The organism is Stutzerimonas sp. R40042, from assembly GCF_026642215.1.
GTDB classification, from domain to species: domain Bacteria; phylum Pseudomonadota; class Gammaproteobacteria; order Pseudomonadales; family Pseudomonadaceae; genus Stutzerimonas; species Stutzerimonas frequens.
This window is the reverse complement of record NZ_CP113258.1, coordinates 51,169-74,574: the sequence shown is the minus strand read 5'-3', so window position 1 is coordinate 74,574 and position 23,406 is coordinate 51,169. Positions and strand designations below refer to the sequence as shown.

Below are 23,406 nucleotides of genomic sequence, written 5' to 3'. Positions count from 1 at the left end.
GGGTTGCTGGGAAGTGGCCGTACGGGGTCGGCCTCAGCGTTGTCGTGCACGTGCCTGGCAGGCTTCGGCGAAGCCCTGGAACAATGCCAGATAGTGCGGGTGCGAGTGGACCTGCCATTCCGGATGCCATTGCACGCCGAGGGCGAAGTTCGGCGCGGCTTCCACGGAAAATGCCTCAATCAGCCCGTCGGGGGCCAGCGCCTCGATGCGCAGGCCGGCACCGAGGCGCTCGACACCCTGTCCGTGTACCGAATTGACCTGTATCTGCGGCGGCAGGCCGAGGCGCTCGAGCAGCCCGCCCGGCTGCACATGCAAGGCATGGCTGAGACCATACTGCACATCCAGCGGATCCTCGGCACGCTCGCGATGATCCTGATAGGGGCCGGCTTCGTGCACTTTCTGGTGCAGGGTGCCGCCAAAGGCCACGTTCATCTCCTGAAAGCCCCGGCAGATGCCGAACACCGGAATGCCGGCCTCGACCGCCGCTCGGATCAGCGGCAGGGTGAGGCGGTCGCGAAACGGATCATGATGAGTGCCCGGTTCGCTCGCTGGCCCACCATAGTGATGTGGTTCGACGTTGGACGGCGAGCCGGTGAACAGCAGGCCGTCGAAGTTTTCCAGCAGGGTCGCGGGATCGATCAGCTCGTCCAGTGCCGGGATCACCAGTGGCAGTCCGGCAATCGCCGCGGCACGCAGGTACTTGTCGCCGGCTATATGAAAGCTGTGGTGGCCGAGCTGCTTGGTGCAGGCCGATACGCCGATCAGAGGCTTGCGCGACATGGGATACTCGTCGTTCGAATGGGGCATACCGGAGAGTAGTCTTGTTCATTTTTATAGACAATAGCCCGAACTTCGGCCGCGTGCGCTGCGCTCGTCACAGCGCAAGGATGCCCCAAAAAAGGCCCAGCATGGGCATTCATGGGGCGCCAGCCGGCTACTATTGACAGTGATCAGGCTTTTCGATTGACTCCCAGACAAGCATCTGATGATTGAAATTTTTAACAATTAAGGTAATTCATCATGGCCCCGCCGCGTGCCGTTCAGCTCAACGAAGCTAACGCATTTCTCAAGGAACACCCGGAGGTGCAGTACGTCGATCTGCTGATCACCGACATGAATGGAGTCGTGCGCGGCAAGCGCATCGAGCGCGCCAGCCTGCACAAGGTCTACGAGAAGGGCATCAACCTCCCCGCTTCGCTGTTCGCCCTCGACATCAACGGCATCACCGTGGAAAGCACCGGTCTGGGCATGGACATCGGCGACTCCGACCGCACCTGCTTCCCGATTCCCAACACGCTGTGCAAGGAACCCTGGCAGAAGCGCCCCACCGCGCAGCTGCTGATGACCATGCACGAGCGTGACGGCGACCCCTTCTTCGCCGACCCGCGCGAGGTGCTGCGCCAGGTGGTGAGCAAGTTCGACGAATTGGGCCTGACCATCTGCGCCGCGTTCGAACTGGAGTTCTATCTGATCGATCAGGAAAACATCAACGGCCGGCCGCAGCCGCCGCGCTCGCCGATTTCCGGCAAGCGCCCGCACTCGACCCAGGTCTATCTGATCGACGATCTCGACGAGTACGTCGACTGCCTGCAGGACATCCTCGAAGGCGCCAAGGAGCAGGGCATCCCGGCCGACGCCATCGTCAAGGAAAGCGCCCCGGCGCAGTTCGAGGTCAACCTGCATCACGTCGCCGACCCGATCAAGGCCTGCGACTACGCGGTGCTGCTAAAGCGGCTGATCAAGAACATCGCCTACGACCACGAGATGGACACCACCTTCATGGCCAAGCCCTATCCGGGCCAGGCCGGCAATGGTCTGCATGTGCACATCTCGCTGCTCGACAAGAATGGCAACAACATCTTCGCCACCGAGAACCCGCTGGACAGTCAACCGCTGCGCCACGCCATCGGTGGCCTGCAGCAGACCATGGCCGCCTCGATGGCCTTCCTCTGCCCGAACGTGAATTCCTATCGCCGTTTCGGCGCGCAGTTCTATGTGCCCAACGCGCCCTGCTGGGGCATGGACAACCGCACCGTGGCGCTACGCGTGCCGACCGACAGCCCCGACGCGGTACGCATCGAACATCGGGTCGCCGGTGCCGACGCCAACCCCTACCTGCTGCTTGCCGGCATCCTCGCCGGGGTGCACCACGGCCTGACCAACAAGATCGAGCCGGATGACCCCATTGAGGGCAACTCCTATGAGCAGGTCGAGCAGAGCCTGCCGACCAACCTGCGCGACGCCCTGCGCGAGCTGGACGACAGCGAGATCATGGCGCGCTACATCAGCCCCGATTACATCGACATCTTCGTCGCCTGCAAGGAGAGCGAGCTGGCCGAGTTCGAGCATTCGATCTCGGACCTGGAGTACAACTGGTATCTGCATACCGTCTAGCCGCAGGCCCGTGTGCTGCGGGGCGACCGCCACGGCGGTTTGCATCCGCCGCCGGGCTGGCTTCAAATAGGCCGATGACCAAGCCCAGCCCCGCGACCACCAGTCGCCGCCCACGCGCCAGCAGCCAGGCGCGCATTCGCCAGATCCTCGCCAGCGCCCGTGAACTGCTCGCCGGGCAGGGTGCCGCGACGTTGTCGGTGTATGCTGTCGCCGAGCATGCGGGCATTCCGCCTTCCTCCGTCTATCACTTCTTCTCCGGCGTGCCGGCACTGCTCGCGGCGCTGACGGCGGATGTGCACGCGACGTTCAGAGCGAGTCTCGAACAGCCCATCGATCACCACAGCCTGACCAGCTGGCGCGACCTGTCGCGGCTGATCGAACAGCGCATGCTCAGGGTCTACGAGCAGGACAGCGCCGCCCGCCAGCTGATCCTGGCGCAACACGGTCTCGGTGAAGTCACCCAGACCGACCAGCGCCTGGATCTGGAACTCGGCCAGGCCATGCAGGCGGTGTTCGAGCGGCATTTCGCCCTGCCTCCGCTGCCGCAGGACATCGATGTATTCGCCTTGGCCGTGGAACTCGGCGACCGCGTCTATGCTCGATCCATACAGCTGTACGGCAGCCTGACGCCACGCATGGCCGAGGAAGGCATGCGGGTGTTCGATGCCTATCTCGGCCTGTATCTGCCGCCGTGCCTGCCGAAGCGAGAATCGCCGAGCTTTAATCGATAGATATCGATAAACGGTGTTCCTAAACGGTCGCAAATACATTCAGATCACTATCAATCCGGATAACTATCGAATAAATTTGCGCCTTCGATAGCCGCCGCCCTTTCAACCGCAGCCGCGAGGTGCTCCATGTCCCGAGTCGTTACCGTAGCCGCCACTCAGATGGCCTGTTCCTGGGATCGCCAGGCCAACATCGCCAATGCCGACAGGCTGGTGCGCGAGGCCGCCGCCAAGGGCGCGCAGATCATCCTGATCCAGGAGCTGTTCGAGACCCCGTACTTCTGCCAGAAACCCAATCCGCAATACCTGCAGCTGGCCACACCGGTGGAACAGAACCCGGCGATCCAGCATTTCCAGAAGCTCGCCGCCGAACTGCAGGTGGTGCTGCCGATCAGCTTCTTCGAGCTGGCCGGGCGGGCACGCTTCAATTCCATCGCCATCATCGATGCCGACGGCAAGCTGCTCGGCGTCTACCGCAAGAGCCACATCCCGGACGGCCCCGGCTACCACGAGAAGTACTACTTCAACCCGGGCGACACCGGCTTCAAGGTGTGGAACACCCGCTACGCCAGGATCGGCGTGGCCATCTGCTGGGACCAGTGGTTCCCCGAGACCGCACGCAGCATGGCGCTGATGGGCGCCGAACTGCTGTTCTACCCGACCGCCATCGGCAGCGAGCCGCACGATGCGAGCATCACCTCGCGCGACCACTGGCAGCGCGTGCAACAGGGCCATGCCGGCGCCAACCTGATGCCGCTGATCGCCAGCAACCGCATCGGCCGCGAGGAGCAGGACGGCTACGACATCACCTTCTACGGCTCCTCGTTCATCGCCGACCAGTTCGGCGCCAAGGTCGAGGAACTGGACGAAACCAGCGAGGGCGTGCTGGTGCACAGCTTCGACCTCGACCAGCTGGAGCACATCCGCAGCGCCTGGGGCGTGTTCCGCGATCGCCGGCCGAACCTGTACGGCTCGATCAAGACCCTCGACGGTTCGCTGCCGTCGGAATGAACGTAGGGTGGAGAACCGCATAGCGTTTTCCACCAGGGACGCCACGTGGTGGAAAAGGCCTGCCGCCGTTTTCCACCCTACCAGGACCTCAGCCATGACCACCCTCAGTTCCACGCCCCGCCAAGACGGCTACTACATGCCCGCCGAATGGGCGCCGCACAGCCAGACCTGGATGGTCTGGCCGCAGCGCCCGGACAACTGGCGGGACAACGCGGGACCGGCGCAGGCGGCGTTCACCGCCGTCGCCAAGGCGATCGCCCGTTTCGAGCCGGTGACCGTTTGCGCCAGCGCCGAGCAATACCTGGCGGCGCGCGCCGCGCTGGATGACCCGCGCATTCGCGTGGTGGAAATCAGCAGCGACGACGCCTGGGTGCGTGACACCGGACCGACCTTCGTCATCGACGACAACGGCGGTCTGCGCGGCGTCGACTGGACCTTCAACGCCTGGGGCGGCGAAGACGGCGGGCTCTACGCCGACTGGCAGCGCGACGACGAGGTGGCGCGCAAGATCCTCGAGATCGAGTACTGCGATCGCTATCGCACCGAAGGTTTCGTGCTCGAGGGCGGCTCGATCCATGTCGACGGCGAAGGCACGCTGATCACCACCGAGGAATGCCTGCTCAACCGCAACCGCAATCCGCAGCTGTCCCGCGAGCAGATCGAGGCGGTGCTACGCGAGCACCTGGCGGTCGACCGCATCATCTGGCTGCCGCACGGCCTCTACAACGACGAGACCGACGGCCACGTCGACAACTTCTGCTGCTTCGTCCGTCCGGGCGAAGTGCTGCTGGCCTGGACCGACGACGCCAACGACCCGAACTACGTACGCTGCCAGGCCGCCCTGGCGGTGTTGCAGCGCGCACGCGACGCCAAGGGCCGCGCGCTGACCGTGCACAGGATGCCGATCCCCGGCCCGCTGCATGCGTCGGCCGCCGAGTGCGCCGGTGTCGAGGCACTGGATGGCAGCCAGCCGCGCGACCCGTCGATCCGCCTGGCCGGCAGCTACGTGAACTTCCTGATCGTCAACGGCGGCATCATCGCGCCGGCCTTCGGCGATCCGCTGGATGGCGAAGCCGAGCGCATCCTCACTGAGGTATTCCCCGAGCACGAAGTGGTCATGGTCCCGGGTCGGGAGATTCTTCTGGGCGGCGGCAACATCCACTGCATCACCCAGCAGCAACCGGCGCCCTTCGTGCGCTAACGGCAGAACGGCGCGCCTGGGCCATGGCGCCAGGCAGGGAGGGTCCGATGGACTTTCTGGTCAACCTGGACGTCGACGACCTGGAGCGGGGCGTGGATTTCTACGGCTCGCTGTTCGGCCTGCAGGTCGGGCGCAGACTGGGCGGGTACGCGGTGGAACTGCTCGGCGGCCCTGCGGCCATCTACCTGTTGCAAAAGAACGCCGGCAGCGCAGCGACGCCGGACGGCAGCCAGCAGCGCCACTACGGGCGGCACTGGACGCCGGTGCATCTGGATTTCGTCGTCGACGATATCGAATCCGTCACGGCAAAGGCGATCGCCCAGGGTGCGCGGCTGGAACAGCCGATCACGACCGAAAGCTGGGGCAGCCTGGCGTTGCTGGCCGACCCTTTCGGCCACGGCTTCTGCCTGATCCAGTTTCTCGGTCGCGGTTATGACGAGCGGTTCGACTAACGGCCGCGTCAGCCGACGATCACCTGGTTCTTGCCGAGGCGCTTGGCGGTGTACATCGCCGCATCGGCGCGGGCGAATACCGCGCTTAGCTCGGGGTCGCTGGCCTTCAGGTAAGTCAGACCCAGGCTGGCGGTGACGCGGAAACGCTCGCCATTCTCGGCAGTGAACACCACCCGCTCGATCTCGCGTTGCAGGCGCTCGGCGATCTGCTCGGCCAGGTCCGGCTGGCAGCCGGGCAGCAAGGCGGCGAACTCCTCACCGCCGATACGGCCGAAAAGGTCGCTCTGGCGCAGGACCGAAGCGCCACAGCGAGCGACCTTCTGCAGCACCTGATCGCCCATCTGGTGGCCGTGGGTATCGTTGATGCGCTTGAAGTCGTCGATGTCCAGCAGCAGGAACGCCAGCGGCGAGGCGAACTGCCGGGCACGCTCGAACTCGGTTCGCGCGCACTCGAAGAAGTGCCGGCGGTTGCTGCTCTGGGTCAGCACGTCGGTGGTCGCCAGACGCTGCAGTTCGCCTTCGAGCTGCTTCTTCTCGGTGATGTCCTCGGCGATGCCGACGATGATCGGGCCGTGGCCATGCTCGGCGCGGCGGCCAAGGAAACACTTGTCGCTCAGCCAGCGCAGCTGACCGTCGCCGCGGATGATGCGGTACTCGCGGGTCTCCACTGCACCCTCATCGAGCACGGCAAGCATCGACTTCTGCGCATACTCGACATCGTCCGGGTAGATCGCGTTGCGCCACTCACCGTAGTCGGCCAGCAGCAGCGCTGGCGAGCGGCCGAAGATGCGCTCGTAGGCCGGGCTGACATAGATCATCCGCTGCGCCTGCCAGTCGAATGCCCAGAGCACCGCGTTGACGCCGCCCAGCAGCGTGCTGAACAACTGCTCTCGCTCGCCCAGACGTTCCGCCTCCGCGCGCGCGTGCATCAACGCCAGCAGCGTCTGCGCATCACTACCCGGCAGCATGCTCATTCTCGAATCACCCTGGTTGCTCGCCAGCTGCATAGCCTTCTTCCTGAAACGACCGCCACCCAGGTGGCGGTACTGCAAAGTAAGAGTGCTGTTCAGAGAGCTTGCAGCAGGCAAAGTTCCGGGCGCCGCTACGCCCCGGGCTTGAGCCGATCGAAGGTCATGCTGGGACGACAGATGGCCGCAGCGAATAGGTCCGCAGGTGCTCGGCGAACTCACGCAGCGACTGGATGCCGCTGGCCTCGGCTTCCTGTACCCATTGCTTGATGGCCGCCAGCATGTCGTGCCCGTTGGCACTGGTCCGCGTCCAGATCTGCTGCAGCGCCAGACGCTTCTCGTAGATCACCTTGAGCGCCTGGCTCTGCTCCAGCATGACCTCGATATGTGCCTGCTGCTCCTGCTGCAGCAGGCTCGGTTCGCGTGCCAGCAGGCGCTTGGCGCGGCGCAGCCGGTGGCGCAGCGAGGCGTCGGCGCGGGACAGCTCCTGACGAACCAGCGGCACGATCACCAGCCGGCGATACTGCGCCATGATCTGGAAGCGGTTGTTGAGGATCGCCATGGCGCTGTCCATGTCCAGATGCCGCTTGCCCTCGACGCGATGGGCGATGGGTGCGGTACGGTTGACCTTGGCCAGACCGAGCATGCTGAACAGACGGATCCAGGCCCAGCCCATGTCGAACTCCCACTTGCGCACCGAGAGCTTGGCCGAGTTCGGGTAGGTGTGGTGGTTGTTGTGCAGCTCTTCGCCGCCGATGAGGATGCCCCAGGGTACGAGATTGGTCGCGGCATCACGGCATTCGAAGTTGCGGTAGCCGACCGCGTGACCCAGACCGTTGACCACACCGGCGGCCCAGAACGGGATCCAGATCATCTGCACCGCCCACACCGTCAGGCCGAGGGCGCCGAACAGGGCCAGGTCGATGGCCAGCATCAGCACGATGCCGAGGTTGGGGAAGCGCGAGTAGAGGTTGCGCTCGATCCAGTCGTCCGGACAGTTCTTGCCGTAGATGCGCAGGGTCTCCCCGTTCTTCGCCTCGGCCATGTACAGCTCGGCGCCCTTGCGCACGACGGTCAGCAGCCCCTTGTGCACCGGGCTGTGGGGATCGTCCGGGGTTTCGCATTTGGCGTGGTGCTTGCGGTGAATGGCGGTCCACTCGCGGGTGTTCATCGCCGTGGTCAGCCACAGCCAGAAACGGAAGAAGTGCTTGAGCGCCGGGTGCAGCTCCAGCGAGCGGTGGGCCGAGTAGCGATGCAGGTAGACCGTGACGCTGACGATGGTGACGTGAGTCAGCAGCAGCGTGGTCGCGATGAGTTGCCAGACCGAAAGGTCGAGTAAACCGGTGTGCCACATGGTAACGGGGTGCCTCATGGATAACGGTGCGCCGACGAGACCTTCGTCCGCGTACACCTTGTCAGCAGCCTAACACCCCGCCAATGCGAGTCCAGAGGCGACCTGACCGACCATCCGAAACCTGATGTCTTTTTGATCACATTCCATTTCAATCGCTACGCCTGTGCGTCGATCACGTCGGTGGCCGGAAGGCCGAGCTATCGGCTCTGATGGCATAGAGCTATCATTGTTTTTTTGCCTGGAAAGTTGCGGCTCATGCAAATGTCGTACGTCGCGCGCAGCACCGCACACGATCAGCTCGCACAGCCATGACGAACACCGGTGTATCCCCCCGCTGGATCTTCGCGCTGGGCAGTCTGCTGCTGGTGCTGCTGTTCGGTGGCCTGGCGTTGAACGACTACCGTGCACGCGATGCCGCCTGGTTGCTCGAAGTCGACACGCATGGCGAACTGCAGAGCCTCGCACTGCAGAGCGCACAGCTGAACCAGCGACGCCAGGCCGACATGGTCGCCACCGCGTTGGCCGGCAATGCCGAGGTACTGCGCCAGGTGCGCCTGATCGACAGCGCCCTGCGCAACGGTCTGGCGCTCGATGACGCCCGTGTCGAACGGCTGCGTCAGCGGCTGCGATCGGCGCTGGCGCCGGCCTGGAGTTCGATGCAGCGGCATCAGGCCATGCAGCTGCAGGTGTTCTGGGGCGAGGCCGGGGTCACCCTGCTGCGCATGCAGCGACCCGAGCACTTCGCCGATCCGCGCGCGGCGCAGCGGCCGATGCTGCAACGGGCCTTGCGCGACGGCATCGTCCAGACCGGGCTGGAGGTCGACGCACTCGGCGCCAGCACCCGCGCAATCATCCCCCTGCGCGCCCTGGATGGGCCGAACAGCTCGGTGATCGGCGCGCTGGAAGTCGGCTACAGCGTCTTGCCGGAACTGCCGGCGCTGAGCGACCAGCTGGCGGCGGGACTGGCGCTGGTGGTCAATCGACAGGTGTTGCAGAACGCCGGCGCGGATGTGCCCAGCGGGGTCCAGCTGGGCAAGGGCAGCGACTGGCTGCTGATCGAGCACTCGGCCACGCAGATCCTGCCTTGGGCGCAACAGGGCCTGCTGCCCGAGCCGGAAAGCGGCATGGCCTTGCGCCTGCTCATGGCCGACGGGCGCACCTTCATGCTCAACCAGATCCCGCTGCAGAGCGAGCCCCAGGGGCAGCCGGTGGCGGCGAGCCTGGTCTGGCGCGACATCAGCGCCATGCAGGAGGAGCACCTGCAGGCCGAGCAACGCCTGCTGATCAAATGGAGCCTCGCCTGGGCCATCGCCGAGGTGCTGCTGCTGATGCTGGCCGTGCTGTTGCAGCGGCGCTTCAGTGCGCAGCGGCAGCACCAGTTCGTACAGCAGCAACAGGCGCGGCGGCGGCAGCGGCTGCTGGTGCGCGCGCAGAAGATCGCCAGCCTGCTACCGGGCCTGGTGTTTCAGCTCAAGCGCTTCGCCAGCGGTCGCTACGCCTTTCTCTATGTCAGCGAGGGCGCGCGCGAACTCTACGGCATGGACCCGCAGCGGCTGTTCGAGGACCCGTCACGAGCGCTGGCCCATGTTCATCCCCAGGATCTGCCGCGCCTGAAGGCTGCCCTGCTGCGCCTGGCGATACGCGCGGGCACCGGCTCGGTCGAGTTCCGCATTCAGCATCCGCAGCGCGGCCTGATCTGGGCCGAGGGCCGCGCGACGGCCGAACGCCTGCCGGACGGTACCGTCCTGTGGCACGGCTTCGTCACCGAAATCACCGAGCTGATGGAGGCCACCCGCGCGCTGCAGAAGAGCGAAAGCCGCTTTCGCGCCATGGTCGGCAACCTGCCCGGGGTGGTTTACCGCTGCCGTAACGATGGCCGCCGCCGCATGAGCTACCTCAGCGAGGGCATCGAGCGCCTGACCGGCTATCCGGCCAGCGATTTCGTCGGCGATCGCGTGCGCAGCTACGCCAGCCTGATTCATCCGGACGACTTGCCGCTGGCGCAACAGCACGCCGAGCAGGACACCTTCGAGGGCGTCTACCGGCTGCTCAATGCCGAAGGCCGGACCGTCTACGTCCGCGAGAAGGCCCGCGTCCTGCGCGAGCGCGACGACCCGCTCGGGTGGTGCGACGGCTTCATCTGGGACGTAACCGATCAGGCCCTGGCCCGCGAAGAGATGGAGCAGCGCGAACGCTACCTGAGCATGCTGATCGACAACGTGATCGACGCCATCATCATCATCGACGCGCGCGGCATCATCGAGACCTTCAACCACGCCGCCGAGCAGATCTTCGGCTACAGCAGTGCCGAGGTGATCGGTCGCAACCTGTCGATGCTCATGCCCGAACCGGACCGCTCCGCTCATGACGGCTACCTGGAGCATTACGCCCGCCGCGGCACCTCGCGCGCACTGGAACAGAACCGCGAGCTCACCGCCCTGCGCCGCACCGGCGAGACCTTCACCATCGAGCTGCGCGTCTCGCAGATCAGCCACCACGGCGAATGCAAATTCATCGGCCTGGTCCGCGACATCACCGAACGCAAACGCATCGAGCGGATGAAGAGCGAGCTGGTGTCCATCGTCAGCCACGAACTGCGCACACCGCTGACCTCCATTTCCGGCGCGCTCGGCCTGATCGTCGGCGGCGCGCTGGGTGAGACAGCGCCGAACATGCGTCAGATGCTCAGCATCGCCCATCAGAACAGCCTGCGCCTGGGCCGCCTGGTGGACGATCTGCTGGACATGGACAAACTGGTCGCCGGCAAGATGACCCTTGACCTGCGCGCCCTCGCAGTGCCGGCGCAGCTGCAGCAGGCTATCGCCGCCAACCAGGGCTACGCCGCCAAGCACGACGTCACCCTGGTCCTGCAGCAGGCGCCCGACGTAGAACTGGTGGCAGACGACGACCGGTTGCAGCAGGTACTGGCCAACCTCATCTCCAATGCGGTCAAATTCTCGCCGCCGGGCGGCAGCGTCTCGCTCGGCAGCGAGTGCCGCGGCGCCTGGGTGCGAATCTGGGTGCGCGACCAGGGCCCGGGCATCGCCCCCGAATTCCACACGCGGATCTTCCAGAAATTCTCCCAGGCCGACTCTTCCGACAGCCGTCAGAAGGACGGTACCGGCCTTGGCCTGGCCATCAGCAAGGAGCTGATCGAACACATGCACGGCCGGATCGGCTTCGATTCCGAGCCGGGCGAAGGCGCCTGTTTCTGGTGCGAACTGCCGATCGCACCGGCGATGCAAGATCAACCCTGATGCTTCCGTGAGCGCGGACGCGTACGCAATCTTCTGGAGGCACAATGGCCGAGCTCAGGCGCATCCTGCACATCGAAGACGATCCGTCGATCCAGGCGGTGACCAAACTGGCGCTGGAAGCCATCGGCGGCTACGAGGTGCTGTCCTGCTCCTCCGGTGCCCAGGCGCTGGAGGAAGTCGAAGCCTTCGCCCCCGACTTCATCCTGCTTGACGTGATGATGCCCGGCATGGACGGCCCGCAGACGCTGCTCAGGCTGCGCGAGCGAATCGACCTGGAGCGGATTCCGGTAACATTCATGACCGCCAAGGTGCAGCCGAGCGAGATCGAACACCTGCGCAAGCTCGGCGCCCGCGATGTGATCGTCAAGCCCTTCGACCCGATGCTGCTGGCCGAGCAGATTCGCAGCATCTGGCTTACTGGCCGATACTAGTCGGACTGCCCAAACCGGCGTCGTGACCTGTTGTCCGACCTGGTGCCACTCACCGAATCCGCAAGGCCCTCGACGATGGAGTCACCGCAAGCAAGCCCGGCGCCGACGCCATCCACCACGCAACCGCGGGAACTGTCGCGCCTGGCGGCGCTGCTGCGCTACGAGATCCTTGATACCCCCGAGGACAGCGCATTCGACGATTTCACCCAGCTGGCCGCGCAGCTGTGCGACGCGCCCATCGCGCTGATCTCGCTGGTCGACGACCGCCGCCAGTGGTTCAAGAGCCGCGTCGGCCTGGACGTCAGCGAAACCCCGCGAGAGATCTCGTTCTGCACCCATACCATCCTCGGCGAGGAAATCTTCGAGGTCGAGGACGCGCTGCAGGATCCGCGCTTCCGCGACAATCCGCTGGTGGTCGACGGCCCGCAGATCCGCTTCTATGCCGGCACGCCGCTGACATCGCCGGACGGCTACAACCTCGGCACGCTGTGTGTCATCGATCGCCAGCCGCGGCGGCTCAATTCCGAGCAGCGGGCCATTCTCGAGCGGCTCGGGCGCCAGGTGATCCGCCTCTTCGAGCAGCACCTGCTGGCCCACCGCCACGCCGAACAGGCAGCGCTGCAGCAGGCCATCCTCGACAGTGCATCGAGCGCGGTGCTGGTCACTCGCAGCGACGGCGTGGTGACCAGCGTCAACCCGACTGCCGAGCGCCTGCTCGGTTACAGCGAGCAGGCGCTGCGTGGCCACCCGCTGACCGCGGCGCTGTTCCGCCCCGAGGACCTGCAACGCCGGGCGGCACTGCTGACCAGCGAGCTGCAGCTGCCGATCGAGCCTGGTTTCGGCGTGCTCACCGCGCCGCTGCACCGCGGTCGCCGCGAGATGTCGCAGTGGCGCCTGCGCCACCGCAATGGCAGCACGGTGCCGGTGCTGCTGGGTGTCACCGCGATCCACGATGAGCAGGAGCAGCTGCGCGGCTATCTGGTCAACGCCTACGACCTCGCCTATCAGGAACAGCTGCAACTACGTCTGCAGCAGATCGCCGCGCAGGTTCCAGGCATGCTCTTCCAGTTCCACTGGCAGGCCGACGGGCCATCCTGCTTCCCCTATGTCAGTGAAGGCGTCGAGCAGGTCTACGGGCTCAGTCCGGCGCAGCTGGCCAGCAGCTTCGCGCCGATCGTGGCGCGGGTCCACGGCGGCGACCGCAGCGCCCTGCTCACCAGCATTCGCCGGGCGGCCAGAGAGCTGGCGCCCTGGCACAGCGAGCACCGTGTCGAGCACCCTCGCAAGGGGCTGCTCTGGGTCGAGGCGCGGGCCACCCCGCTGCGCCAGGTGGACGGCTCGGTGCTCTGGCACGGCTTCGTCAGTGACATCACCGCACGCAAGGCCGAGCAGCTGGAACTCGACAAGCAGCAGGAGATGAACCGGCGCCTGCTCGAGGCGCTGAGCGAGGCCGTGATCGCCTGCGACGCCGAGGGCAACCTCACCCTGTTCAACGAGAAGGCCAAGCAGTGGCATGGCGCCGATGCCGAGCCGGGCTCGCCGGACGAATGGGCGGCGCGCTACCAGCTGTACCGCGCCGACGGCGTCACGCGGCTGCAGCCCGACGAAATTCCGCTGCGCCGCGCGCTGGGTGGCGAGCACGTCGTCGACCACGAGATGGTGCTGCTGAGCGGCGGCGCACCGCGGCATGTGCTGTCCAACGCCGATCCGTTGTACACCTCCGATGGCCGGCCGCTGGGCGCGGTCGCCGTGCTGCACGACATCACCGAACGCAAACGCATCGAGCAGTTGCAGCGCGAGTTCATTTCCACCGTCAGCCACGAGCTACGCACGCCGCTGACCTCGATAAGCGGTGCGCTGGCGCTGATATGCTCGAACGTCATGGGCGAGGTGCCCGAGCAGATGCAAGAGCTGCTCCAGATCGCCCAGCAGAACAGCCTGCGCCTGAGCGCCCTGATCGACGATCTGCTGGACATGGACAAGCTGCACGCCGGCAAGATGCGCTTCGAGCTGCTCGAACAGCCCTTGCGGCCGCAACTCGAAACGGCCCTGCAGAGCAACCGCAGCTATGCCGAACGCCATGGCGTGCAGTTGCAACTCGGCGAGTGCCCGCAGGTCCAGGTTCGGGTCGATGCCATGCGTCTGCAGCAGGTGCTCAGCAACCTGCTGTCCAACGCCGCCAAGTTTTCGCCGCCCGGCGAACACGTCGAGCTGTCGGCCCGGCTCCGTGACGGGCAGGTACGCGTCAGCGTCCGAGACCGGGGGCCGGGAATTTCCACCGATTTCCGCGAACGGGTATTTCAGAAATTCGCCCAGGCCGATTCCTCCGACAGCCGCCAGCAGGGTGGCACCGGGCTCGGGCTGGCCATCAGCAAGGAGCTGATGGAGCGCATGGGTGGCCGCATCGGTTTCGAATCCGAGCTCGGCCATGGCGCCTGCTTCTGGTTCGAACTGCCGATTGCTGACCAGGCCAAGGAGAGTCCGTGATGAAACAGCTCAAGCGCATCCTGCATGTCGAAGATGTCCCTTCGATTCAGGTGGTTACCCGCATCGCCCTGGAAAAGCTCGGCGGCTTCGAAGTGCTCAGCTGTCCGTCCGGCCAGGCCGCCCTCGAGCAGGTGCGGGACTTCGCACCGGACCTGATCCTGCTCGACGTGATGTTGCCCAACATGGACGGAATCGAGCTGGTGCGACAGCTCGGCCAGCTGCTGGATCTGCAGCAGACGCCGGTGGTATTCCTCACCGGCCATCTGCAGCCCGAACGATCGCAGGAGTTGCGCCAGCTCGGCGTGCGCCAGGTCCTGAGCAAGCCGTTCGACCCGCTGCAACTGGCCGCTCAGTTGCAGCAGATCTGGGAGGCCGAGCATGGATGACCGGGCGCGCCAGGCGCTGCAGCAGCAGCTCGCCCAGCTCGAGCAGCAGTTCGCCGAGCGACTGCAGGCCGACCTCGCCGAACTTGCCGAACTTGCCGAACAGGCGCAGGAGCTGCAGGCCAATCGCGCCACTGGCCAGCGGCGACAAGTGCTGCTCGGCATCCGCGAGCGCCTGCACCGCCTGGCAGGCGCGGCGGGCACCTTTGGTTTCGCCAAGCTGGGTGAGCGCGCCAGACAGCTGGAACAGCGCGCCGATCGCTGGCTGGAGTCGGCCAAGCCCGGCAGCCGCGCCGCGGACGCCCTCGCGCGCGCGCTGCTGCAGCTGAGCAACGAGACGCCCGGGCAGGAGCGCGAAGGCGCTGCAGAGCTGCCAGAGCACCACGAAGAGCCGGCCCCCGGCTGCCGCATCTACCTGCTCAAGCCCGACCCGGTCGCCGCCGACAACATGGCGCGGACGCTGCGCAACTTCGGCTATCTGGTCAGTCTGTCGGAGGATTTCGCAGCGTTGCAGGAGGCTGTGGCCAACGAACTGCCGGATGCGCTGATCGTCGCCGTGAAACACGACAGCGAACTCGAGGCGCTCGCAGCCCTGCAGCAGAGTCTGGAGAATCCGCTGCCGCTGTTGGTCATCCACGACCGCGCCGATTTCGCCAGCCAGCTGGCGGCGGTGCGCGCCGGAGCCCAGGGCTTCTTCACCCGCCCGCTGGACATCACCCAGCTGGAAAACAGCCTGGAGCGCTGCCTCGATCGGCAGCAGGGCGAGCCCTTTCGGGTGCTGATCGTCGACGACGACGCCGATCTGGCCGCGCGCTACAGCCTGGTGCTGCGCAACGCGCAGATGCAGGTCAAGACCCTCACCGAGCCGACCCGGGTGCTGGAGACCATGCACAGCTTCAATCCCGAGGTGCTGCTGCTGGACATCAACATGCCGGACTGCTCGGGGCCGGAGCTGGCGCAGATGATCCGCCTGCACGATGAATGGCTGCGGGTGACGATCATCTATCTGTCAGCCGAAACCGATTCCCATCGGCAAATGGCAGCGCTGCTCAAGGCCGGCGACGATTTCATCACCAAACCGGTCAGCGATACCGCGCTGGTGGCGGCGGTGTATTCACACGCCCAGCGCGCACGCTCGCTGAGCACCGCACTGGCACGCGACAGCCTGACCGGCCTGCTCAAGCACGCCGACATCAAGGAACAGCTGGCGCTGGAGGTTCAACGGGCGACACGCAGCGGCAAGCCGGCCAGCGTGGTGATGCTCGATCTGGACCACTTCAAGCAGGTCAATGACAACTATGGCCACGCCGCTGGTGACAACGTGATTCGCGCCCTGGCCAACCTGCTGCGCCAGCGCCTGCGGCGCATCGACAGCCTGGGCCGCTACGGTGGCGAGGAATTTGTTGCGGTATTGCCCGAATGTTCGGCACAGCAGGCGGGGCGCATCTTCGACGAGATACGCGAACGCTTCGCCGCCTTGAGCTTCAATGCCGGCGACAGCCATGAGTTCGGCGTCACCTTCAGCGCCGGTATCTGCGAAACCGACGGTCATGGTTCAGGCGCACTGCTCGAGCGTGCCGACCAGGCGCTCTACGCCGCCAAGCACAGCGGCCGCAACCAGATTCGGCTCGCCGGCAACTGAACCGCGGCCACCGCGCCGCGAACCGCTCGCAATAGCACGGGTCTCATGTCAGAGCGCTCATTCCTGCACCCGCGTCCAGGCAGGTGATGACCAGGCGCGTCTGTCGTTTCCGCATGGAAGGAGTCCGGTTTGCCCGCAAGACTCGCGATCGGTTGGCATTCAATCGCTTTTGTCGCTGCATTCGTGCTCTTGGCCGCTCTGGGCTGGCAAGGCAAGCGCACGCAGGAAGCGCTGTTGCAGACCAATCGCGCGGTCAGTGAGAGCCTGGAAGTCATCACCTCCGTTCAGGCCATTCTCTCCTCGTTGCAGGATATCGAGTCCGGCGCACGGGGCTTCATCCTCACCGGTGAGTCGCTCTACCTCGAGCCCTATGAGCGCGCCCTGCGCCAGCTGGAGCGCCACCGCAGCAACCTGGAACGACAGGTCGAGCATCACGCCTATCCCGACCAACGCTGGTTTCGCACACTCGATGCCACCATCGCCGAGCGCCTGCAGGTCGCCGCGAGCAACATTCAAGCGCGACGTGACGCTGGCCTGCAGGTCGCCGCGGATCGCCTGCGCACCAGCGGCGGGCAGTTGCTCATGGACCGCCTGCGCGGGTTGCTCAACGCGGTCGAGCAGCAGGAGCGCCGTCATCTGGTCAATGCCAGCGAAGCCATGGCTCGAACCAGCGCCAGGGCGCAGCGGCTGGCGTTGATCGGTACATTACTCGTGGTCGGATTATTCCTGGCGGCGTTCTGGGCGGTGCAGCGCAACCTGCGGATTCGCCACTCTCTCGCTCAATCGGCACGGGCCGGTGAGGCGCGACTCGGTGCGCTGCTGCAAGCGGTCCCGGACCATCTGTACGCCATCGATCAACAGCGACAAGTGTCGAGTCTGACGAGCGAAACCGGCCAGCGCGCACCGGCGCCCGAAGCCATCGAGCCATTGCTGCTCGATCTCCTGGAACATCACGACGAATCCGGCTTGCGGCAGAAAACCTGGTGCGAGGTGCAGACCCAGCGCACCTTCGAGGTTCGCCTGATGCCCACCGGCCTGGGGGACCATCTGGCGATCGCACGGGATGTCAGCGAACTGCAGCGCAGCCGCGACAGCTTGCACGACCAGCAGATGTTCCTGCGCCGAGTGGTCGATACCGACGACAACCTGATCTTCGTCCGTGACGTGCAGGGCCGCTTCCTGCTCTGCAATACCGCGCTGGCTTCGCTGCTCGGCGCCCGTCCGCAGGACATCGAACAGCGCCGCGCGGACGCGCTGCCGTCCTCGCAGCTGCTGCAGCCACTGCTTTCGGGTGACGAGGAGCTCGCCGAGCTGGCGACCGGCAGCAGCGAGCTGCGCACCACCGAGGTCGCGCTGACCGACGCCCATGGGACGGAGCGCTGGTATCAGGTGGTCAAGCGGCCGCTGCGCATCTCGCCACGCACCTGCCATGTGGTGACGGTGGCCGTGGATATCTCGCTGCGCCGGCGCATGGAGCAGATGAAGACCGAGTTCATCTCCACCGTCAGCCACGAGCTGCGTACGCCGCTGACCGCCATCCGCGGCGCGCTCGGCATGCTGATCGGCGGCATCGGCGGGCAGATCAGCGACGAGGCCCGCCCGCTGCTCGGCATCGCGCACAAGAACAGCGAACGGCTGGTGCGCCTGATCAACGACATTCTCGACATCGAGAAGCTCGAAGCCGGCCGCCTGGCCTTCAACTTCGGTCGCCACGACGTGCGCGCGCTGGTGCTGCAGGCGCTGTCGGACATCACGCCATACGGCCAGGACTACGGCGTCAGCCTGGAATTTTTGGATGATCCAGAGCTGCCGACCAGCGAGGCGACCCTGGACCCCGACCGCTTCGCCCAGGTGATGGCCAACCTGCTGTCCAATGCGATCAAGCACTCGCCAGCCGGCGGCTGCGTGACGGTGGAGCTGCGCCACAGCGGCGAAATGCTGGAGATTGGTGTGCAGGATCGCGGGCCCGGCATTCCGGAAGCCTTTCGCTCGCGCATCTTCGAGCGTTTCGCCCAGGCCGACTCCTCCGACGCCCGCCAACGCGGCGGCACCGGGCTGGGGCTGGCCATCACCCGCTCGCTGGTGCAGCAGATGCACGGGCAGATCGGCTTCGACTCACAACCCGGTCAGGGCAGCCGCTTCTGGCTGCAACTGCCGCTGGAGAGGCACGAACAGGCGGCTCGGCCACAGGCCCCGGTCCAGCCAGTCGGCGCGGCGTCGCCAGCGGATCAGGCCACGCTGATCCTGATTCTCGAACCCGACAGCCATGCCGCCGAGCAGCTGGCCGAGGCGCTGCACCAGCACGGCTATGCCACGCTGATCGCACACGCTGCCGCCGAAGCACGCGAGCTGCTCGATCGACACCGTGTCCAGGCGCTGACCCTCAGCCCGGCGCTGCACGACGAGAACAGCGTGGCCTTCCTGCAGAGCCTGCGCAGCCAGCACCACTACCGCAATCTGCCAGTGCTCATCGTCAGCCTGCAGCCGCAGCGCCGGGACGAGGATGACGGCCTGCTGCGCGGCGGTGCGGTAGGCGTGATCGACTGGCTGCACAAGCCGATCGACCCGGCGCGGGTCATGGAGGTGATCCGCGCCTGCCTGCAGCTCGGCGGGTCGAAGCCGCGCATCCTGCACGTGGAGGATGACGACGATCTGCGCGTGCTGCTCGCTCGACAGATCGCCATGCTGGACATCGAGCTGGTCGGAGCGGCTACCCTGCATGAGGCCCGCCAGCTGATCGCAGCGCAGCCGTTCGATCTCGCGGTGATAGACCTGATGCTGCCGGATGGCGAGGGCACCGAACTGTTCGATCAACTGGCATCGAGCGTTCCGCCGCCCCCGGTCATCATCTTTTCCGCACTCGACACCCCGATCCAGGACAGCCGTCTGGCGCTGCGCCAGCTGGTGAAATCCCGTCACGACGGCGACGAACTGGCCAGGCTGATCCAGCACCTGTTGCAGCACTGGCCACCGGGCCACACACATTCTGACGAGGTTCATGCATGAGCGAATCCGCCAGCAAACGCATCCTCATGGTGGAAGACGAAGAAGACATCGCCTTCCTCATCCGTTACATGCTCGAACGCCACGGCTTCGTCGTCGAGCATGCCGCCGATGGCCGCCAGGCCCTGGAGCACTTCGCCCAGGCCGAGCCGCCGGACCTGACCCTGATGGACATCATGCTGCCCTACCACGACGGCCTCGAGCTGATCGAACGGCTGCGGGCGCAACCCGGCTGGGACAGCGTGCCGGTGCTGATGCTGACCGCCAAGGCGCGCGAGGTGGACATCGTTCGCGCGCTGGAACTGGGCGCCGACGACTACGTGACCAAACCCTTCCAGCCGGAGGAACTGCTGGCGCGTATCCGTCGCCTGCTGAGGGGCCGCCGATGAAGCGAGCGGTCATGCTGCTTGCCCTGGCGCTGCCATGCGGTGCGGCGCTGGCGGATGTCGCCACGGCCGAGCGGCAGGTCCAGGCGCAGCAACTGGATGCGGCCGAAGCGACCCTGCGCGCGCACCTGGCGCAGCGCCCGGATGACGCCGAAGCACAGTTCCTGCTGGCCCGCGTGTTGAGCTGGCAGGGCCGGCCGGAACAGGCCTTGCCGATCTATCAGCGATTGCTGCGCCAGCAGCCGGACAATGCCGACTACCTGCTCGGCGAGGGTCAGGCGCTGCTTTGGGCTGGTCATCCGCAGCGCGCGCTGGTCTCGCTGGAGCGTGCCGCGACGCTCGCGCCGGACTATGTCGAGGTGCAGCAGGTGATCCAGCAGGCCCGCGCCGCGCTGACCGTGCCCAGCACCGCGGCGGCTCCGGTGCCGGTGGTCGACGCCGCGACCAGGCGCCGTCACGAGCTGGAGATCTCGGCGCGTCAGGACTGGCTCGATAGCGGCTTCGACAACTGGCGCAGCCAGCGCCTGGACTACGCCTCGACGAAGCCGGAGAGCCTTGGCTGGTATGCCGCGCTCACCCGCGAGCAGCGCTTCGGCGAGTGGGACGAGGGCGTAGAAGCCGGTGCCGTCATTGCGCTGGACGAAAACTGGACGCTGCAACCGGAGGTGGGCTACCAGCCATCGCCGTATTTCCTCCCCGAGTGGCATGCCGATCTGCGCCTGCAGCGGCGGCTGCCGGACGGCTACCTCGGCGCCGTCAGTGTCCGTCGCACCGAGTACGAGACGACCCGCGTCGACCGCCTGGCGCTGAGCGCCGAGCGCTACTGGAACGCCTGGCGCGCCGGCTACACGCTGAACGTCACCGACGTGGCCAATGCCGGCACGCCGGTCGGCCACGATCTGGCACTGGACTACTACTACCAGGGCCTGAGCTACGCCGGCCTGCGCCTGACCGTCGGTGAGGAAGAGGCGGTGGAGGAACAGCAGCTGATCACCAGCGACGTGCGTGCCGTCAGCCTGCAGGGTCGCCACTGGTTCGACAGTCGCTGGGCGCTGAGCTGGGAAGTCGGCTATCACCAGCAGGGCAGCTACTACGACCGGCAATGGCTGCAGCTCGGCCTGCGTCATGTGTTCTGAACTGCTGGCCGGTTGCCCGCCCTGGCTGTGCGAGGCACCCGGCCGACTCTGGCTGAATGTCTGGCCGGAAGACCGCATGCTGCAGCTGGCGCTGTACGGCGCCTTCGGCCTCGGCGCGCTGACGCTGCTGGTGCTGCTGCAGGTGCTGCTGCTCGGCGAGCTGTCGCGCCGGCGCGCCGTGCGCCGGCAACAGTTCAACGAACAGTGGCGGCCCTACTTCGCCCTCTGCAGCCTCAACGATGAACTACCAACCAGCCATGCACCGCTGCCACGACGGCATCAGCTCTGGTTCCTGCTGCAGTGGAACCGTACCCAGCTGCAGCTGCGTGGCGCCGCGCGCGAGCGCATGAACCGCGCGCTGGTCGCGCTGGGTATGGATCGTCAGGCCCTGAACCTGCTGCGCGGGCGGGTGCGCAGCAAGTTGATCGGCCTGACCTGTCTGCGCCACCTGGCTGACCCGACACACTGGGACGCAGTGCAGTCGCTCTTGCTCAGCCGCAACGCCATCGTCGCCCTTTCCGCTGCGCAGACCCTGGTGGCGATGGACGCCAGCAAAGCCATGCAGCTGATCCTGCCGGCGGCGGTGAATCGCCCCGACTGGGCACTGCCACGGCTGATCAGCCTCTGCCAGCAGGCTGGCGAGCAGGCGGTGACCACGCCCCTGCTGATCGTCCTGTCCTCCTCGGAAGATCCGCGCCGGGAACGTCTGGTCCCGCTGCTGGCGCAAGGTGATCCCCGCCATGCCGCGCCCTGGGCGCGAGCCCGGCTGGACGAAGGCGCACCCGCGGAATACCTGCAGGTGGCGCTGCGTTGCCTGTGCGAACTCGGCGACCCACGTGATCGCACACGCCTGCTGCGTGCCCTCAAGCACGAGCAGGACAGCGTGCGCCTGGCTGCGCTGCAGGCGTTGCACAAGCAGGCGCGCCGGGAAGACGACGAATTGTTCATGCCGCTGCTCGCCGACAGCAGCTGGTGGGTGCGCCAGGCCGCCGCCGACAGCCTGGCGACACTGCCCGGCGCATCCACCGAAGCGCTGCAGCAGCTGCTCGAGCAGGTGCACGACCGCTACGGCAGGGATGCCCTGCGCCGGGCCATCGCGGAGGTGCGCCGGTGACGGTCGACTGGCTGTGGTGGCTGCAGGTCACCTTCATCCTCTACTTCCTGCTGCTCAACGGCATGTACCTGCTACTCAACCTGCTGTCGATGGCAAGCCTGATGGGCTACATCCGTCAGCGCGCGGAAACCGGCGAGCTGGCGCCCTATCTCGGCGTCGAGCCGCCGGTGTCGGTGCTCATGCCGGCCTTCAACGAGGAGGCGACGATCCGCACCTCGGTGCGCTCGATGCTGCAGCTGCAGTACCCGGAGTTCGAGATCGTGGTGATTAACGACGGCTCGAAGGACCGCACCCTGGCCGTGCTCATCGAGGAATTCGACCTGGTACCGCACCCCGAGCCGTTGCGCCAGGCCGTCGCCCACCAACCGGTGCAGGCCATCTATCGCTCGCGGCGCTACGCCAACCTGCGGGTGGTGGACAAGGCCAACGGCGGCAAGGCCGATGCGTTGAATGCCGGTATCAATGCCGCGCGCTACGGCCTGTTCTGTGGCGTCGACGCCGACTCCATCCTGCAGCGCGACAGCCTGCTGCGCGTGGTCCAGCCCTTCCTCGAAGACGAGCGCACCATTGCCGCGGGCGGCACGGTGCGCATCGCCAATGGCTCGCAGGTACGCGGCGGCTTTCTGATCCAGGCCGGGCTGCCAGGCAACTGGCTGGCGCGCTTCCAGATCGTCGAGTACCTGCGCGCCTTTCTCTTCGGCCGCCTCGGCTGGTCGCCGCTCAATGCCGTGCTGATCATCTCCGGCGCCTTTGGCCTGTTCGATCGCGAGCGGGTGATGGCGGTCGGCGGCTATCGCACCGATACCGTTGGCGAGGACATGGAGCTGGTGGTGCGGTTGCACCGTTATCACCGCGAGAAGCGCATCCCCTACCGCATCCGCTACCTGCCGGACCCGATCTGCTGGACCGAATGCCCGGAAGACCTCGGCACCCTCGGCCGCCAGCGCAGCCGCTGGCAACGCGGCCTGGCCGAAAGCCTGGGCCGGCATGCGCGGCTTGCCTTCAGCCTGCGCGGCGGCATGCCGGGCTGGTTGGCCTGGCCGTTCATGGCGCTGTTCGAGTGGATCGGCCCGCTGATCGAACTGGTGGGCTACGGCTTCATGCTGGCGGGCTTCGCCTTCGGCGCGGTGTCCTACGCGGCGCTGGCCGCCTTCCTGCTGGTGGCGATCGGCATGGGCATCCTGCTGTCGGTCAACGGCCTGCTGCTGGAGACCATGTCCTTCCGCGTCTACAGCCGTCGACGCGACATGCTGCAGCTATTCCTGATGGCCGTGCTGGAGAACTTCGGCTACCGCCAGCTCAACACCCTCTGGCGCTGCCGCGGTCTCTGGCAGTGGTTCTCCCGGCGCAAACACCAGTGGGGCGTTATGCGCCGCAGCGGGCAGTGGGGGCAAAGCTAGCTGAACGCTCAAAAAACCGTAGGGTGGATCACGCTTCATCGATCCAACATGGCTGTGCA

Annotated in this window: 18 protein-coding genes; 15 read left to right on the top strand and 3 right to left on the bottom strand. The window is 66.2% G+C overall.

Annotation, left to right across the window (positions count from 1 at the left end):
- Positions 1-33: 33 nt before the first annotated feature.
- Complete coding sequence (locus OUY36_RS00325) at positions 34-780, bottom strand: gamma-glutamyl-gamma-aminobutyrate hydrolase family protein (protein WP_267931659.1); 747 nt, start codon at positions 778-780, stop codon at positions 34-36.
- 240 nt (positions 781-1,020) lie between these two features.
- On the opposite strand from OUY36_RS00325, the gene OUY36_RS00320 reads away from it, so the two are divergent.
- From OUY36_RS00320 to OUY36_RS00300, 5 genes are all read left to right on the top strand, one after another.
- A complete protein-coding gene (locus OUY36_RS00320; RefSeq protein WP_063540311.1) occupies positions 1,021-2,394 on the top strand; it encodes a glutamine synthetase family protein in 1,374 nt (457 codons plus the stop codon).
- Positions 2,395-2,468: 74 nt separating this feature from the next.
- Complete coding sequence (locus tag OUY36_RS00315; RefSeq protein WP_267936166.1) at positions 2,469-3,125, top strand: TetR/AcrR family transcriptional regulator; 657 nt, start codon at positions 2,469-2,471, stop codon at positions 3,123-3,125.
- A 126-nt stretch (positions 3,126-3,251) separates the two neighbouring features.
- Entirely contained in the window at positions 3,252-4,133 is an 882-nt protein-coding gene (aguB, locus tag OUY36_RS00310; RefSeq protein ID WP_218422070.1) for an N-carbamoylputrescine amidase, read from the top strand.
- A gap of 94 nt (positions 4,134-4,227) precedes the next feature.
- Positions 4,228-5,334 (top strand): agmatine deiminase, encoded by a 1,107-nt coding sequence (gene aguA, locus OUY36_RS00305; protein ID WP_267936161.1) that lies wholly within the window; start codon positions 4,228-4,230, stop codon positions 5,332-5,334.
- Between the two features lie 47 nt (positions 5,335-5,381).
- Entirely contained in the window at positions 5,382-5,786 is a 405-nt protein-coding gene (locus OUY36_RS00300; RefSeq protein ID WP_267936158.1) for a VOC family protein, read from the top strand.
- Between the two features lie 8 nt (positions 5,787-5,794).
- Here OUY36_RS00300 and OUY36_RS00295 read toward each other — a convergent pair whose 3' ends face one another.
- Together OUY36_RS00295 and desA are read right to left on the bottom strand one after the other, a co-directional pair.
- Positions 5,795-6,793 carry a GGDEF domain-containing protein gene (locus OUY36_RS00295; RefSeq protein WP_102839157.1) on the bottom strand — a complete coding sequence of 333 codons (999 nt, stop codon included), beginning with the start codon at positions 6,791-6,793 and terminating at the stop codon, positions 5,795-5,797.
- 124 nt (positions 6,794-6,917) lie between these two features.
- Positions 6,918-8,108: a delta-9 fatty acid desaturase DesA gene (desA, locus tag OUY36_RS00290; protein ID WP_267938237.1), complete on the bottom strand. Its 1,191-nt coding sequence runs from the start codon at positions 8,106-8,108 to the stop codon at positions 6,918-6,920.
- A gap of 308 nt (positions 8,109-8,416) precedes the next feature.
- Between desA and OUY36_RS00285 the strand changes: the two genes are divergently transcribed.
- The 10 genes from OUY36_RS00285 (at position 8,417) to OUY36_RS00240 (ending at position 23,347) form a co-directional block, all read left to right on the top strand.
- Positions 8,417-11,365 carry a PAS domain-containing sensor histidine kinase gene (locus tag OUY36_RS00285; RefSeq protein ID WP_267936156.1) on the top strand — a complete coding sequence of 983 codons (2,949 nt, stop codon included), beginning with the start codon at positions 8,417-8,419 and terminating at the stop codon, positions 11,363-11,365.
- Positions 11,366-11,409: 44 nt separating this feature from the next.
- On the top strand, positions 11,410-11,796 hold the full coding sequence (locus OUY36_RS00280; protein ID WP_110778587.1) for a response regulator: 387 nt from the start codon (positions 11,410-11,412) through the stop codon (positions 11,794-11,796).
- 75 nt (positions 11,797-11,871) lie between these two features.
- Positions 11,872-14,283 carry a PAS domain S-box protein gene (locus tag OUY36_RS00275; protein ID WP_267936153.1) on the top strand — a complete coding sequence of 804 codons (2,412 nt, stop codon included), beginning with the start codon at positions 11,872-11,874 and terminating at the stop codon, positions 14,281-14,283.
- On the top strand, positions 14,283-14,669 hold the full coding sequence (locus OUY36_RS00270; protein ID WP_063540301.1) for a response regulator: 387 nt from the start codon (positions 14,283-14,285) through the stop codon (positions 14,667-14,669). Before OUY36_RS00275 ends, OUY36_RS00270 begins: the two co-directional genes overlap by 1 nt.
- Positions 14,662-16,308: a diguanylate cyclase gene (locus OUY36_RS00265; protein WP_267936152.1), complete on the top strand. Its 1,647-nt coding sequence runs from the start codon at positions 14,662-14,664 to the stop codon at positions 16,306-16,308. Before OUY36_RS00270 ends, OUY36_RS00265 begins: the two co-directional genes overlap by 8 nt.
- 129 nt (positions 16,309-16,437) lie before the next feature.
- Complete coding sequence (locus tag OUY36_RS00260; RefSeq protein WP_267936150.1) at positions 16,438-19,314, top strand: ATP-binding protein; 2,877 nt, start codon at positions 16,438-16,440, stop codon at positions 19,312-19,314.
- Entirely contained in the window at positions 19,311-19,700 is a 390-nt protein-coding gene (locus OUY36_RS00255; RefSeq protein WP_102839149.1) for a response regulator transcription factor, read from the top strand. The genes OUY36_RS00260 and OUY36_RS00255 overlap by 4 nt, the downstream gene beginning before the upstream one ends.
- The gene (locus OUY36_RS00250; RefSeq protein WP_267936149.1) at positions 19,697-20,833 is read left to right on the top strand and encodes a YaiO family outer membrane beta-barrel protein; all 1,137 of its coding nucleotides are present in this window, start codon (positions 19,697-19,699) and stop codon (positions 20,831-20,833) included. The genes OUY36_RS00255 and OUY36_RS00250 overlap by 4 nt, the downstream gene beginning before the upstream one ends.
- A complete protein-coding gene (locus OUY36_RS00245; RefSeq protein WP_267936148.1) occupies positions 20,823-21,947 on the top strand; it encodes a HEAT repeat domain-containing protein in 1,125 nt (374 codons plus the stop codon). Before OUY36_RS00250 ends, OUY36_RS00245 begins: the two co-directional genes overlap by 11 nt.
- Positions 21,944-23,347: a glycosyltransferase family 2 protein gene (locus OUY36_RS00240; RefSeq protein WP_267936145.1), complete on the top strand. Its 1,404-nt coding sequence runs from the start codon at positions 21,944-21,946 to the stop codon at positions 23,345-23,347. The genes OUY36_RS00245 and OUY36_RS00240 overlap by 4 nt, the downstream gene beginning before the upstream one ends.
- Positions 23,348-23,406 lie beyond the last annotated feature (59 nt).

Bases quoted from the DNA above. Each gene is read 5' to 3' on its own strand.
- desA (WP_267938237.1), bottom strand. From the start codon at position 8,108: ATGTGGCACACCGGTTTACTCGACCTTTCGGTCTGGCAACTCATCGCG.
- OUY36_RS00285 (WP_267936156.1), top strand. From the start codon at position 8,417: ATGACGAACACCGGTGTATCCCCCCGCTGGATCTTCGCGCTGGGCAGT.
- OUY36_RS00275 (WP_267936153.1), top strand. From the start codon at position 11,872: ATGGAGTCACCGCAAGCAAGCCCGGCGCCGACGCCATCCACCACGCAA.
- OUY36_RS00295 (WP_102839157.1), bottom strand. From the start codon at position 6,793: ATGCAGCTGGCGAGCAACCAGGGTGATTCGAGAATGAGCATGCTGCCG.
- OUY36_RS00280 (WP_110778587.1), top strand. From the start codon at position 11,410: ATGGCCGAGCTCAGGCGCATCCTGCACATCGAAGACGATCCGTCGATC.
- OUY36_RS00255 (WP_102839149.1), top strand. From the start codon at position 19,311: ATGAGCGAATCCGCCAGCAAACGCATCCTCATGGTGGAAGACGAAGAA.
- aguA (WP_267936161.1), top strand. From the start codon at position 4,228: ATGACCACCCTCAGTTCCACGCCCCGCCAAGACGGCTACTACATGCCC.
- OUY36_RS00315 (WP_267936166.1), top strand. From the start codon at position 2,469: ATGACCAAGCCCAGCCCCGCGACCACCAGTCGCCGCCCACGCGCCAGC.
- OUY36_RS00250 (WP_267936149.1), top strand. From the start codon at position 19,697: ATGAAGCGAGCGGTCATGCTGCTTGCCCTGGCGCTGCCATGCGGTGCG.
- OUY36_RS00320 (WP_063540311.1), top strand. From the start codon at position 1,021: ATGGCCCCGCCGCGTGCCGTTCAGCTCAACGAAGCTAACGCATTTCTC.
- aguB (WP_218422070.1), top strand. From the start codon at position 3,252: ATGTCCCGAGTCGTTACCGTAGCCGCCACTCAGATGGCCTGTTCCTGG.
- OUY36_RS00325 (WP_267931659.1), bottom strand. From the start codon at position 780: ATGTCGCGCAAGCCTCTGATCGGCGTATCGGCCTGCACCAAGCAGCTC.
- OUY36_RS00300 (WP_267936158.1), top strand. From the start codon at position 5,382: ATGGACTTTCTGGTCAACCTGGACGTCGACGACCTGGAGCGGGGCGTG.
- OUY36_RS00245 (WP_267936148.1), top strand. From the start codon at position 20,823: ATGTGTTCTGAACTGCTGGCCGGTTGCCCGCCCTGGCTGTGCGAGGCA.
- OUY36_RS00270 (WP_063540301.1), top strand. From the start codon at position 14,283: ATGAAACAGCTCAAGCGCATCCTGCATGTCGAAGATGTCCCTTCGATT.
- OUY36_RS00265 (WP_267936152.1), top strand. From the start codon at position 14,662: ATGGATGACCGGGCGCGCCAGGCGCTGCAGCAGCAGCTCGCCCAGCTC.